The sequence below is a fragment of the Cupriavidus taiwanensis genome, from assembly GCF_900250075.1.
Taxonomy (GTDB): Bacteria; Pseudomonadota; Gammaproteobacteria; order Burkholderiales; family Burkholderiaceae; genus Cupriavidus; species Cupriavidus taiwanensis_C.
This window is the reverse complement of record NZ_LT977071.1, coordinates 160,758-173,486: the sequence shown is the minus strand read 5'-3', so window position 1 is coordinate 173,486 and position 12,729 is coordinate 160,758. Positions and strand designations below refer to the sequence as shown.

Here is a 12,729-nt window from a genome sequence, read left to right as displayed (position 1 = left end):
CCGGTGATCACATCAGGCAGCCGCCCACTTACCTGCGATGCCACATTCCACCAGCGATCTTGTAACCCGTCCGACAGTCGAGAACCCGCCAGCGGCCAGCGACCGTTCTTACCTGAGCCTGGCCAGCCAGGTGCAGGCACTGATCGCATCCGGAGAGTTCTCCGCCGGCATGCGGTTGCCGTCCGAACGCACGCTGGCCGAGCGGTTCAGCGTCAGCCGTACCCTGGTGCGCGAAGCCATCATCGCGCTGGAGGTGCAGGGGCTGGTCGAAGTGCGCGGCGGCTCCGGGATCTACGTCTGCGCGGAAGCGCCCACGCCCAATCGCGAGCCGTTCGAGATGCCCTGGCGGCCGGGGCCGATAGAATCACTGCGCGCCCGGGCGCTGATTGAATCGGAAATCGCCGGCCTGGCGGCCAGCGAGCGCAAGGACGGCGACCTTGACCGTATGTTCGCGGCCCTGAGCCTGATGCGCGAGCACATGGACGACAAGCAGGCCAACGAGGCGGCGGACCGGCAGTTCCACCTGTGCCTGGCCGAGTCGACCGGCAACAGGGTTCTGCTGCATATGGTCACCGCACTGTGGGACAGCGGGCGCCGCGATCCGCTATGGGGCAAGATCGAGGAACACTTCCATACCACGGGGCTGCGGGAGGCATCGCAGGAAGACCATCAGCGCATCTTCGCGGCGGTGATGGCGCGCGACGCGACAGCGGCGCGAGCCGCAATGCGTAACCACCTGGAGAGGGTGATCAGCGAGTTCACTCAGGCGTGGCGTTGAGGGATAGCCCGTCGGGCGCGGCGAGCCCTTAGCGTCTGCGATGGCAGAACGCCGAAGTGGGCGCTGTAGAGAGCGGCGAACCGACCGAAGTCCCATACACCGAACCGTCCGCAGATGCCGGAGACCGTGTCGCCAGGCGCAGCGTTGCATAGCGCTTCACGGATGGCGTGCATGCGGTACAGCGCCAGATAGCGGTGAGGCCCCATGCCCAGGTATCGATGAAATACGTTGCGGACGCTGCGCTCGGACGCTTCGGCCGCCGCGCAGAGATCGCTAACAAGGATTGGCGTTTCCCCCATCAGATTGAGGAGGTCCAGTGCCCGGCTGAGAATCTGCCGATGGCGCGGCGTTTGCCGGATACTGGCAGCGCCTTCATCGATCGCAAGCACGGCGCGAAACACCAGGTCGACCAGCTCGGTTCGTGCAGCGAGTTCAGCGCCTGGATAGCGCAATTGGGCCGGATCATCGCGCTCGACACGCATGATTCGCCATATCGTCGTCAGTAGTGCAATCACGCCCCGGCGCCCGGTGCACACCAGGTTGTTGGACAGCAGCGCCGCGTCGAACTCGTCGGCATGCGTGTGGACCCAGTGCATCACCAACGTTGCGGAGATCGCCACTGTCAGCCAGCTTGCGGCCCGCTCTGCAACGATGTGGAACATCAGGTCGGGCGCCATCCATCCGACGGTCTGCGCGTCGAAAGCCTGGCCATCGACGATAGTGCATTGCTGTGCACTGAGAGGAATGAAGATATTGAAGTAGTCAGGCATGCCGATGCCCGAATACGCTGTGGGCGCCCCCTCGCGGCCCATCATGATCGCCACCCCGTTGAGGTCGATCAGCTTCAGTCGCCAATCCCGTTGCGGCCTGGCGCGCAACACGTATCTTCCTTGGACGCCGTAAAGCGCGGCCTCGAATTCATCGAATTCCGGGCAGACCAGTTGTGTCAATGGATCGCTCCCTGGCTGGTAGTTCAAATCCGGAGGCCGTGCAAAGACCGGGCGACATTTGCCGATTTTACGTAGCCAGGGATTAAGTTTTCAAGGAATGATGGCCAGCAGTGGGGGATGGAAATGAGGGCGAGATGACAGACGCGAGCAAACCATGGGCTTGAAAAAGGCCGGTGACCACGGTACGCGCTGCCCGCATCAAGGTGATTTATGCACCACGCCATCTGGCTGTAAGGCCGAAAGACGTTCATAGCCGCTCCTGCGAACAGGGGCAATCAACTGGGAGGCAATGCCATGCAGACGGTCAGGACCAAGGATGGTGTGGATATCTTCTACAAGGATTGGGGTAGCGGCCAGCCCATTGTCTTTTCTCATGGATGGCCGCTGAGCGCGGACGACTGGGACGCGCAGATGATGTTCTTCCTCAATCATGGGTTCCGCGTGATTGCGCATGACCGACGCGGCCACGGGCGATCGACCCAGACCGCCAGCGGCCATGACATGAACCACTATGCCGACGACCTGGCAACGCTGACGGCTCACCTGGACCTGAAAGACGCCGTCCACGTCGGGCATTCGACCGGCGGCGGCGAAGTGGTGCGCTATCTGGCGCGACACGGCGAAAGCCGCGTCGCGAAGGCCGTCCTGATTGCCGCTGTGCCGCCGCTGATGGTCAAGACAGAAGCCAATCCGGACGGCTTGCCGAAGGAAGTCTTCGACGGCTTCCAGGCGCAGGTGGCCCTGAACCGGGCGCAGTTCTACCGCGATATCCCTGCAGGCCCCTTTTATGGCTACAACCGCCCGGGTGCCAAGGCGGACGAAGGGGTGATCGCGAACTGGTGGCGCCAGGGCATGCAGGGCGGCGCCAAGGCACACTACGATGGCATCGTTGCTTTTTCCCAGACGGACTTTACGGAAGATCTGAAGAAGATTGCCGTGCCAACGCTGGTAATGCACGGCGACGACGACCAGATCGTCCCTTACGCCGACTCCGCCCCGCTCTCGGCAAAGCTGTTGCGCAACGGCACGCTGAAGACCTACAAGGGCTTCCCGCATGGCATGCCTACCACGCATGCCGAAATCATCAACGCGGACCTGCTGGCATTTCTCCGTTCCTGATCAGCACGAGGCCAGGCTCCATGGCTGGCCTCGTTTCCATGCCTGCTGGGGCAACAGGCGTTGCCCCGATGCGACCGATCCTCGGCCGCCGACTCACTTCCTGCTGTCAACAGACGTCCTCGACAGAAATTCGTGAATGTAGCCGGATACAAGGGCGGGGTATTGGTGCTGTGGAGCGTGCCCAGTTTCGGAGAAGAAAATAAACTGTGCCTGCCGCATCTTTCCAATCAAAGGAAACCAGTTCTGTCCAGCGGTGCTTGTATCGTGGTCTCCGGCAATGACCAGGATAGGCAAGTCTACCTGCTCCATGCGTTCGCGTCGGCGCTCTTCGTCGTTGCGAAAGCCCTCCGCCGCCTTGAAGTACGGTGCGAACTCTTCGGGGGTGGACGGTATCCTCGAAGCCACGCCAGCCCTTGCATAGATCCGTTCGTGTGAGGCCTTGGCCTGGGCGCGGCTCGCCTCGGACGCCGGCTCGAAGAACAGGATTTCTTCATCGGCGAGATCGTTCACGGGTTTGAACGCCCGCTCGAGAAACACCTGCTGCAGCGGGATCTCATTGTGTCCCGGAGGGTTGGTTCCAATCAGGATTGCCTGGGTTACGCGTTGGGGGTGGTCTAAAAGGTAGGTCTGAGCCACAAGACCACCCCACGACCAGCCGAGGATGGCAAAGCGTTCAGCCTCGATGGCATTGGCGAAATCGTCGATGAACTTCGATGCCAACGCCATGGCATCGGGCAGTTTGCCAGTCGAATACGCGATCCCGGGATAGTCGACAGTGACGACGGTGTATCGCGACGCCAGCTCATCCAGGAACAACGGATCCCATGTATCGAGCGTGCCGCGCAAGCGGTTGGCGAGAATGATCATCGGACCCCGACCAAACCTGCGATAGCCAATCCTGTCGTTTCCTACCGTCACGTACAACGTGCCAGCGGCCGCCGCCGAGACGTCGAGGTCATGGTCGGCCAGATGGCCTGATTTAGGGAGAACACCAAACGACGACATGCAATAGGCGAACAGCCGTTTCATGACAGCATCTCCTGGAAAGACGATTTCGGGATCGTCGCTGTTACCCACCCACCGGTTACATCGACTCAGTCGGCGCGGCGGAGAGTTCAGAGGGTGACCGCCATTCGGCGGGAGCGCCGAATGCGCGAGACCTGGATGGCTGCGCCGATCAGGTAGATCAGGAAGGCAAAGCCGACTATTGCTTTAAGCGTCGGGTCTTCCGGACCGGTGAAGGCCGGGGCGCCCACCGGCAAACGCGTGCCGGTTTCGGTCAATCCTGGAATCAGATGGAAGAACAGCGTGAGTGAGTAGCCCAGTACCGCCGTGTAGCGTGCCACACCGGTTCCCCCGCGACGTTCAGCAGCGCCGGCGATGGCCAGGACGACAAGCGTCAGTATCGCCAGCGCGTGGGGCGGTCCGAATCCGCCATGGTGGAAGATAAAGAGCCCGGTAAATGCCGTCGCTGCAGTCAGCCATACGTAGAGACGGCCGGGGCGGGAGCGGGTTCCAATCTCGCCGTACTTGAACAACGCCACCAGGCCACAAGTCACCGCCACGAGGGCAATGGCGGTGTGGAACATTCCGAACGGGCTGAGGTTGAGCATGGCAGGCACTCCGGGTTCGCGCTTTGGACGTTCAGTCTCGGTGGACTGGAAGGGCACTGACGGCGCAACAGGGGCGCGGTTAGCGCCCTGAAAGCGTGGAATTCGTGATGAACTGCGAACACCTGGGCCGCCCCCCGCTAGGCTGAGTGCCGGCGCATTGAGCAGATTATCGGCTCGCTGCAGCGGGCGCGCTACGTAAAAACGGCAAACCAATTGGCGCCGACCACCAAGCGGTGTCGGCGCCCTTGCGCCCATGTCCCGACCTGCGGCGTCAGGAAATAACGTCTTGACGACTCACAACTAGCGCCCAGGCGTACTCTGCACTTCATCGAGTAGCGCGCGCGCAGCCAGCTTGCCAAGATTGTTGCCAGCGAACGGGCTGTCTCCGGTGAGGAGCTTCCGGTCACGGAAAGTACTTCCATCGATTTTGGTGTTTACGATCTCGACTCCCATCGCTGCAAGCTTCTCGCCAAAGAACCAACGCAAGGGGCCGGGCATATAGCCAATATCTGGGGTCTGCTTGTCCATGGAATCTGGAAATGCGCAGATGCGGTAGCCGCGGAACAGATCTCCACCGTTAGGTTCGTCGACGCTTGCGGAAAGCAGGGCGGCAGGCCCATGACAAAGCGTGATGATGAACCTGTCGTTTTGCATGGCCCACTGAAGCGTTGCCTTCATATCTGCGCTGAAGGGTAGCCCCATCAGGGCCCCATGCCCACCAGGGATGAAGACGGCAATGTAGTTTGCATCCGTGTTCAAGGAACTGACCACGTCAGCAAGCTTGAGGGGCTGCTGGAACTTTTGCTCGTACTTTGAGTAGAGGGACTTTATCTCGGCGTCCTCGGAAGGGAACGCCCACCATTCGAACTTGGCCGGGTTGCCGGATAACGTGGCAATGTCGAACTCGAAGCCTGCGCGGTCCAGGTGATACATGGGCAGCAGGGTCTCGACGGGATGGTTGCCAGTAGAGAAGAAGGTACCGTTTCCGGTGAGGAGATAGCGCTCGTCCGCAGCAACGAGCAGAACTTTCCAGCGGCCGCCCTGATAAGCGTCCGGATAGTCGGCGTCGGAGAGGTCCGACTTTGGCGACGTGAATTGTGAGAGTGAGTATGGGGAGGGGAAGAATGCGTTGCGCTCGGCTTGATCAGGCGTCGGCTGCTTGCTGTCGGTCTGGGACGTCATGATGGGCTTCCTTCTAAAGATGAACGGGTTTTTGGTGCTTAGTTTCCACCGGCTTTAAGGATGAGGGAAATCCCCCAATCACCAGCAGGGGCCATGCATTCCGGCACCTTGCTATGTGCACTGCACTCGCTCGCTCGTATCAACGCTTTTTCGCACCGGCGGGCGATGACCGTTCGGAGGCAGGTAGATCGCCTAATCGGCTGGCGGCAGGTTGGCAGCGAGGTCGGGGAAATGGAGTTCGCCTTCGTAGGTCTCGGCGCCCGCTTTGAGTATCGCCTTCACACGCGCCTGTATCGCTTCGTTGGCTACGCAAAGATCGGCTTCATGCGCTTCGACCAACAACCCTTCGGAGAACGATACGTCTGAGCCCATGTCCACCGCCTTTTTCAGGTGCGCGATGGTGGTGGTGGGGAAGGTCGCAATGCGGCGTGCGAGCCTGTCCACGAATGGCCCCAGTTCATCGGCCGGCAGCGCACGATTGATATAGCCGTAGTGGTCGGCCAGTTCTGCCGAGAAGTCTTCGCCGACGAGCAGCACCTCAAGGGCACGTGCGCGCCCCATGCGCCGCGGCAATCGCTGTGTGTTGCCCCCGCCAGGGACCAGTCCGCAGACGACTTCGGGCTGGCCGAACACAGCCTTGCCGATCGCGGCGAAGCACATGTCCGCGGCCAGCGCGATCTCGCAGCCGCCGCCACGGGCGATGCCCTCGACCTTGGCGATCACGGCTTTTGGCATGTTGCGCAAGCGCTCGCCGAGCATCTGGGTCAGGCGGAAGGTACGTGTATTTGAAGTCGTTTTCGGTGCGGAGCCGACACGGCGCAAGCCCGAGTGAGCGATAAAGAACTTCGGAACGGCGCTCTGCAGGATGATGACGCGCACCCCCGCATCCTGTTCCAGTTGGCGGGTCACGCGGTCGAACTCATCCGACAGTACCTCATCCAGCAGGTTGAGCGGCGCATAGTTCAAGGTAACGGTGGCGACGCCGTGGCGGTCCTTGGTGACCTGGATATGCTTGTAATCGGCGTAGTTTGCGCCGGCCCCTTTGGGCAGAGCGGAGCTTTCGGACGCTCCAGCCTCGGCCGAGGCGAGCAACATTCCCGGCGCGAGTGTTGCGGCGCTGATGGACTGGACAAAGGAGCGTCTTGAGATAGTCGACATGGCAGGTTCCTTGGATTCATCTCGCGCTTGCCGAGCCCGGCCTGGTCCGTAGCTGGCGGCGCCGGAGTGCTTAAAGATGCGCGTACTAGTCTCTGCCTTGCGATTCCCATTCGCGGCCAACTGTTAGTGGAAAGGCGAGACACGCCGTTCGCATCGCTGACGCAATCATTCCCGCATCGCGGCGGTGTTTGCAAGGAGCCTCCCTAAGTGGGGGGGTACCCAGTACAGGTCCTGGCAATGCTGAAAGCGGCGTTCGGATCAGCCCAGGAGGCATCAGCGAAGTACAAAGCAACGCCCGGAAACAGCGGCGAGTTGGCATCGCCGGCCAAGCCCCCCGCCGTCCCCCCCTCTGACGGTATCTCCTGCCCTTGTGGCTTGACTTCCGTTTCGGCGATCATCCGTTACAGTCGCATCCGGACCTGCTCGGCTGATCCTAGTGAAGGAAAGTTAGATGCGAGTGGCAAGAAGACCCTCTTGTCTTGGGGAGAAGCTTCATAAGTGTCCCGAGATGCAGCCGCGGGTAAAGCGTCCGCTGAATAACCAGCGTGACCCGCAGGAAATGATGGATGCCATGATCGATGTCATCACCGCCGCGTCGCATCGCTACCGAACCATCACGCCTGATTCAGCCGCCGAGATGGTGCGCCGGGAGCAGGCGGATAAATGGGGTGTGATCGTGTAGTGGTCGCACCCGCCGTTAGGAAGAGCCACGCATGACCCAATCATCGCCGGTCGCCGCTGCGCAACTGCCCCAATGGCGGCCAGCCTTGATCCTGACAAAGCTGGCGCCGCCGCGAACACGCCACTATATCCGTCGCAAGCGCGCCATCGAGCTGTTGCGCCCAGGCATGGAACGCAAGCTGACGGTTCTGGTAGCCCCGGCCGGCTTCGGCAAGACTTCGCTGTTGAGTGAATGGAGGACGGTCATGGCGCAGGAAGGCTGCGCCGTTGGCTGGCTCAGTATCGACCGAGACGACGACGATCTGTTCCAGTTCGGCGCCTACTTGCTCGCAGCGGCCAGGGATGCCTGCAGCCGGGCCGGCGTTCAGATCCCGTGCGGCCTGGCGCCGGACCCGTTGGCGCCGGCGGACGCAATGTTTGCCGAGCTACTCAATGCGGTCTTGGCGCTGCCGTGCCGGATGGTGCTGGTGCTGGATGATTTCGATCGGCTGGCAGCGCGCGCCATCCACGAGGCGGTGTTCCGGCTGCTGCGCTATGCCCCGGAGAACCTGCATTTACTCGTTGCGGGGCGGGGCGAGCCAGGCTTTCCGCTGAGTTACTTCGAAGCCCGGGGTCAATTGCTGATGCTGGATGCGGAAGCCATGCGCTTTGACAGCGCCGAGACGCAGGCGTTTTTTTCCGCCGTTTCCGGGCATGAGCTGAGCGCTGCCCAGACTGAGGTCCTGCTTGGAGCGACCGAAGGCTGGGCGGCTGGCTTGCAACTGGCGTCGTTTGCATTAAGCGCAACCGACAAGCCAGACGTCTTTGCCGAGCGCTTGCCATTCGTCCGGCGCAGCGTTGAAGCGTATCTGAACGAGAACGTATTTGTTCACGTCCCCGAGCCGCTACAGACTTTTCTCCTACAGACGTCGGTGCTGGACCGAATGTCGGTGCCCTTGTGCGAGGCAGTGACAGGCTCCAGCAAGTCGCATGCCACTTTCGAGTGGCTGATGGCTCGGAATTTGTTCGTCAGACCCCTGGACGCCGAGGGCCAGTGGTATCGCTATCACGCGCTGTTTGCCGAATACCTGAGAAAACGCCTGGTCAGGGAGCGTCCGCACGAAGTTGCCGAATTGCATCGCCGGGCCAGTGAATGGTTTGCGGCGCAATCGCTGTGGCAGGAAGCGGTCCGGCATGCCTTGGCCGCGGGCGATGTCGATCGCGCCGCCGGCTGGGTCGAGCAATGCGCGATGACCCTGGTCGAGGCCAGCGACGTGCGGACGGTGCTGAGCTGGGTTGCCAAGCTGCCCCCCGAGGCGGTGCATGGCCGGCTGCGCCTGCGTCTGGCGCAGGCCTGGGCGCTCGCGTTGACGATGCAGACAGTGGCGGCCAAAGCGGTGTTGCAGGCGGTCGAGGAGGACATCGGCCACGGGCGGCTGCCCTTGACCGAGGTAGTGCGCGTCGAGTTGCAGGCGGTCACGGCGCTAATCGCGGGTCTGTCCGATGAAAGCGAACTTTCATTGGAAATGGGCCGCAAGGTGCTTGCGCTCGGCCCCGAAACCGGCTCATGGGAGGAGGGCATCGGGTTGACCACACAGATCTTCGGGCTCAGCTATGCAGCGGGGTTTGACGAGGTCGAGCGCCTGCGGCGCACGCTCACCCTCAATACCGGCGCTGATACGCCGATCTACGCCAAGGTGTACCGGCAAAGCATGGTTGGGCTCAGCTTGTTCGTGGAAGGCAGGCTGGGCGAGGCCGTTCAGACCCTGGAGGATGTGCTGCGCGAATCCAACGCGCGCGCCGGCCGGCAGTCTGCCGCATCGGTGCTTCCGGTCGGATATCTGGCCGCCATCCACTATGAGTGGAATGACCTCGACCGGGTCGCGGAACTGCTGGACGGGCGGCTCGAGATGGCGCTGCAATCTTGCTCGCTGGGACCCCTGATCGGCTTCTGCGTGACGCTGGCCCGTCTGCGGCTGCTGGCGGGGAAGCCGGATGAAGCCTATCGGATCGTGGAAGACGCGGAAGCCGTAGCCAGGAGCCGCCAATGGCTGCGGATGCAGGTCGCGTGCAAGGCCGAGGCGATCAGGATCAGTATTGGTGTCGGAGATATCGGCCGTGCCGCGCGCATCGGGCACGACCTGGATGGGCTGGTCGGGCAGAAACCGGCGACTTTGCGTGGCAGCTACCTGGAGACCTGGCAACGCTTCCAGGTGGCGCATTGCCGGCTGCTGGTGGGCCGCGGCCGACCCGCGCTGGCCGTTCCCATCCTGCAGGGGGTGCAGGCTGAGGTCCGTGCGGCGGGCATGCAGTACCTGTCCGCCCAGATTTCAGTGATGCTGGCGGTCGCCCTGCACAGTGCGGGGCAGCGTGCGGAGGCTGTGCAGGCCATGCGCGCCGCGCTCACCTATGGCCAGGCGAACGGTCTGCACCGGGTGTTTCTCGATGCCGGCCCTGCGGCCCGCGAAATCCTTGACGCACTGTGTCTGCAGCAAGACCGCCTGGCCGAGGTTGAGCCCTGGTATGTGAGGAGGCTATGCGCGGGCTTCGATGCGCCGGCACGCGCGCCAGACGCCGCGGATGACCAGGTGGAGCCAGCGTCCGCCAGCAGGCTAAGCGCCCGTGAAGTGGAAATTCTCGACTACGTGGCACGGGGGCTTTCCAACAAGGAGATTGCCCGGGCCATTCGTGTCGCCCCGGAAACCGTGAAATGGCATCTGAAGAATATCTTTGAGAAGCTGAAAGTGAACTCCCGCATCCAGGCGGTCCGCAGCGGCCTGGGTCGGGACCTGCCTCGGGTCGCGCAGCGCCCCGAGACGCGGAGCTAGCTTGCCGGGGTGTTTCCAGGGAGATACGTGATGAACCAGATCGAGATCGTCGAGGCATTCTTCGCCCGCTACCGTGCCCATGACATCGACGGCATGCTTGCCATGTTTTCTCAAGATGCGCGGATCGACTATGTCCCCATGGCAATGGAGGGGCCAGTTGGCGAGGCCGGCAAGGCAATCTGGCGCGCCCTGATGGATGGTTTCCCGAATTTGAGCAACCAGGTCACTGCGGTCTATGGTGACGATGACCAGCGCACCGTGATTGCCGAGGTGACCATCACGGGCAGGCAGGCCAGGGACGTGCTCGGGATCGCAAGCCGAGGCCAGTCCTTCTCGCTGCCGCACGTCTTTATCGTTCGTATGGACACGGATGGCCGGATCGAATTCATGCGAGCTTACTGGGACAGCGCGGCGTTCTATGCCGCGCTGACGCCTGCAGCGACCTAGCACGGGGCTACCGCAGCGGGTTGCACCTCGGTTTGGCGCGCAACCCGCGCCGGGTCATGCGCCGGGTTTCAGTGGCTGGATGGTGCCTCTGCTCCATGGCCGGTCTGTGCGCGGACCAGTTGCGCGTCGAAGGCCAGTCGCTCTGCCTCGGCCCTGGCGCTGCGGTCGAAGCGCGAGCACAGATATGTGACCAGGAACGCGAGCGGGACCGTGAACAGGGCCGGGTGGTCGTACGGAAAGATGGCTGAAGGATGCCCCAGCACATTCTTCCAGACGGCGGGGGAAAGTATCACCAGCGCGACCGACGACGCCAGGCCAGACGCCACGCCCCCGACCGCGCCCCGGGTGGTCAGGCCGCGCCAGTACATCGACAGCACCAGCACCGGAAAATTCGCCGAGGCCGCTACATTGAAAGCCAGCGCGACCAGGAACGCCAGGTTCTGCCCCTTGAAGGCAATCCCCAGCAGCACCGCGACGACGCCGATGGCGAGCGTGGCCTTCTTGGTGACGGAGACCTCGGCCGCATCGGTGGTAGAGCCGCGCCGCAGGACACCGGCGTAGATGTCATGCGAGATCGCGGAAGCGCCCGCGAGCGTCAGGCCAGACACCACGGCGAGAATCGTGGCAAAGGCGACCGCCGCCAGGAACCCGAGGAACAGGTTGCCGCCGGTCGCGCTGGCGAGATGCATTGCAACCATATTGCCGCCGCCGAGCAGCTTGCCGCCAACCTGGCCGCCTTCGAAGTAGCGCGGCTCGGTACCGACGATCACGATGGCCGCAAGACCGATGGCAAACATGGCGAGGAACATGTAGCCAATGCAGGTGCTGGCCACCAACACGCTCTTGCGTGCCTCGCACGCATTCGGCACCGTAAAGAAGCGCATCAGGATATGCGGGAGTCCCGACAGCCCGAGCACGGTGGCCACGCACAGCGAGAGCGCCGAGACCGGATCGGCGAACAGCGTGCCCGGCGCGAGCAGGGCGGGGCCGCTGCGGTGCACCGCGATTGCCCTGGCAGCCAGCGCTTCAAGGCTGAAGCCAAAATGCCCCAGCGCCAGGAGCATCAGCAACGAACCGCCGAACAGAAGCAGCACTGCCTTGACGATCTGCACCCATGTCGTGGCGATCATGCCGCCAACAGTCACGTAGATCATCATCAGCGCGCCGACCCCGACGACGGCATAGGCATAGTCGATGCCGAACAACAACTGCACCAACTCGCCGGCGCCGACCATTTGCACGATCAGGTAGAGCAGCACCACCACCAGGCTGCTGGCCGCTGCAATGCAGCGAGTGCTGACGGGATCGAGCCGGTGCGAAATAATGTCGACAAAGGTGAATTTGCCGAGATTACGCAGCCGTTCGGCCATCAGGAACAGCATGACCGGCCAGCCGATGAAGAACCCGACGATATACAGCAGCCCATCAAAACCGCGTGCATAGACCAGGCTGACTACGCCGAGCAGCGTGGCAGCCGACATGTAGTCGCCCGCCACGGCCAGGCCGTTCTGCATACCCGTGATGCCGCCTCCTGCAGTAAAGAAGTCATTGGCAGTCCGGGTGCGCGAGGAGGCCCGGTACGTGATGCCCAGCGTCAGCGCGACGAATAGCAGGAACATGGCAATGGCCTGGAGATTCATTGTCCGGCCTCCGACAGGATCTGCTGCACCATCGTCTCGAGCTTGCCGTTGGCACGGCGCACGTAAAACCATGTCGCGGCCCAGCCCAGCAGCACGATTCCGACGGCAAGGACGATGCCAAGGTTGAGCAGTGTTTCCGGATGAAGCGGCTCGGCCAGGCGTTGGGGCTGCATCGCAACCGCAAGCATCAGCGCGAGATAGGGGGCGAGGACCAGGGCCAGCAATACCCGCGAGAGGCGGGCGCGGCGTCGGACCAGTTCGCCGAACCTGGGATGGCGTCTGATGCGCTCTGTGATGGTGGAAGCTTGCATTGCTTTGTCTCCTGAAGCGGTTTTTCTAGTGATAAGGCACTTG

General features: G+C 62.5%; 11 protein-coding genes. 4 read left to right on the top strand and 7 right to left on the bottom strand.

The genetic code is table 11. The features are described from left to right. The first annotated feature begins 37 nt into the window (after positions 1 to 37). The gene (locus CBM2588_RS17205) at positions 38 to 778 is read left to right on the top strand and encodes a FadR/GntR family transcriptional regulator (RefSeq protein WP_115681649.1); all 741 of its coding nucleotides are present in this window, start codon (positions 38 to 40) and stop codon (positions 776 to 778) included. Here CBM2588_RS17205 and CBM2588_RS17200 read toward each other — a convergent pair. Continuing rightward, on the bottom strand, positions 763 to 1,728 hold the full coding sequence (locus CBM2588_RS17200; protein ID WP_115681648.1) for an AraC family transcriptional regulator: 966 nt from the start codon (positions 1,726 to 1,728) through the stop codon (positions 763 to 765). The genes CBM2588_RS17205 and CBM2588_RS17200 overlap by 16 nt on opposite strands. 294 nt (positions 1,729 to 2,022) lie before the next feature. Here CBM2588_RS17200 and CBM2588_RS17195 point away from each other — a divergent pair, with 294 nt between their 5' ends. Next, positions 2,023 to 2,847 (top strand): alpha/beta fold hydrolase, encoded by an 825-nt coding sequence (locus CBM2588_RS17195; RefSeq protein ID WP_115681647.1) that lies wholly within the window; start codon positions 2,023 to 2,025, stop codon positions 2,845 to 2,847. A gap of 93 nt (positions 2,848 to 2,940) precedes the next feature. Here the strand turns inward: CBM2588_RS17195 and CBM2588_RS17190 are convergent, their stop codons facing one another. The 4 genes from CBM2588_RS17190 to CBM2588_RS17175 form a co-directional block, all read right to left on the bottom strand. Further along, positions 2,941 to 3,876 (bottom strand): alpha/beta fold hydrolase, encoded by a 936-nt coding sequence (locus CBM2588_RS17190; protein ID WP_115681646.1) that lies wholly within the window; start codon positions 3,874 to 3,876, stop codon positions 2,941 to 2,943. Positions 3,877 to 3,962: 86 nt separating this feature from the next. Further along, positions 3,963 to 4,460, bottom strand: a complete 498-nt coding sequence (locus tag CBM2588_RS17185; protein ID WP_115681645.1) for a hypothetical protein — start codon at positions 4,458 to 4,460, stop codon at positions 3,963 to 3,965. 300 nt (positions 4,461 to 4,760) lie between these two features. After that, positions 4,761 to 5,642, bottom strand: a complete 882-nt coding sequence (hchA, locus tag CBM2588_RS17180) for a glyoxalase III HchA (protein WP_115681644.1) — start codon at positions 5,640 to 5,642, stop codon at positions 4,761 to 4,763. Positions 5,643 to 5,834: 192 nt separating this feature from the next. Continuing rightward, positions 5,835 to 6,800 (bottom strand): enoyl-CoA hydratase/isomerase family protein, encoded by a 966-nt coding sequence (locus CBM2588_RS17175; RefSeq protein ID WP_115681643.1) that lies wholly within the window; start codon positions 6,798 to 6,800, stop codon positions 5,835 to 5,837. Between the two features lie 713 nt (positions 6,801 to 7,513). Here CBM2588_RS17175 and CBM2588_RS17170 point away from each other — a divergent pair. Together CBM2588_RS17170 and CBM2588_RS17165 are read left to right on the top strand one after the other, a co-directional pair. Beyond that, complete coding sequence (locus CBM2588_RS17170; RefSeq protein WP_115681642.1) at positions 7,514 to 10,288, top strand: LuxR C-terminal-related transcriptional regulator; 2,775 nt, start codon at positions 7,514 to 7,516, stop codon at positions 10,286 to 10,288. Between the two features lie 30 nt (positions 10,289 to 10,318). Continuing rightward, the gene (locus CBM2588_RS17165) at positions 10,319 to 10,735 is read left to right on the top strand and encodes a nuclear transport factor 2 family protein (RefSeq protein ID WP_115681641.1); all 417 of its coding nucleotides are present in this window, start codon (positions 10,319 to 10,321) and stop codon (positions 10,733 to 10,735) included. Positions 10,736 to 10,803: 68 nt separating this feature from the next. Here the strand turns inward: CBM2588_RS17165 and actP are convergent, their stop codons facing one another. Then, complete coding sequence (gene actP, locus CBM2588_RS17160; protein WP_172583624.1) at positions 10,804 to 12,375, bottom strand: cation/acetate symporter ActP; 1,572 nt, start codon at positions 12,373 to 12,375, stop codon at positions 10,804 to 10,806. After that, positions 12,372 to 12,686, bottom strand: coding sequence for a DUF485 domain-containing protein (locus CBM2588_RS17155; RefSeq protein WP_111520151.1), 315 nt, complete (start codon positions 12,684 to 12,686; stop codon positions 12,372 to 12,374). Before CBM2588_RS17155 ends, actP begins: the two co-directional genes overlap by 4 nt. Positions 12,687 to 12,729 lie beyond the last annotated feature (43 nt).

What these genes read in the sequence shown, in the direction of transcription:
- CBM2588_RS17165 (WP_115681641.1), top strand. Translation starts at nt 10,319, where the DNA reads ATGAACCAGATCGAGATCGTCGAGGCATTCTTCGCCCGCTACCGTGCC.
- CBM2588_RS17190 (WP_115681646.1), bottom strand. Translation starts at nt 3,876, where the DNA reads ATGAAACGGCTGTTCGCCTATTGCATGTCGTCGTTTGGTGTTCTCCCT.
- CBM2588_RS17155 (WP_111520151.1), bottom strand. Translation starts at nt 12,686, where the DNA reads ATGCAAGCTTCCACCATCACAGAGCGCATCAGACGCCATCCCAGGTTC.
- hchA (WP_115681644.1), bottom strand. Translation starts at nt 5,642, where the DNA reads ATGACGTCCCAGACCGACAGCAAGCAGCCGACGCCTGATCAAGCCGAG.
- CBM2588_RS17195 (WP_115681647.1), top strand. Translation starts at nt 2,023, where the DNA reads ATGCAGACGGTCAGGACCAAGGATGGTGTGGATATCTTCTACAAGGAT.
- CBM2588_RS17205 (WP_115681649.1), top strand. Translation starts at nt 38, where the DNA reads ATGCCACATTCCACCAGCGATCTTGTAACCCGTCCGACAGTCGAGAAC.
- CBM2588_RS17170 (WP_115681642.1), top strand. Translation starts at nt 7,514, where the DNA reads ATGACCCAATCATCGCCGGTCGCCGCTGCGCAACTGCCCCAATGGCGG.
- CBM2588_RS17175 (WP_115681643.1), bottom strand. Translation starts at nt 6,800, where the DNA reads ATGTCGACTATCTCAAGACGCTCCTTTGTCCAGTCCATCAGCGCCGCA.
- actP (WP_172583624.1), bottom strand. Translation starts at nt 12,375, where the DNA reads ATGAATCTCCAGGCCATTGCCATGTTCCTGCTATTCGTCGCGCTGACG.
- CBM2588_RS17185 (WP_115681645.1), bottom strand. Translation starts at nt 4,460, where the DNA reads ATGCTCAACCTCAGCCCGTTCGGAATGTTCCACACCGCCATTGCCCTC.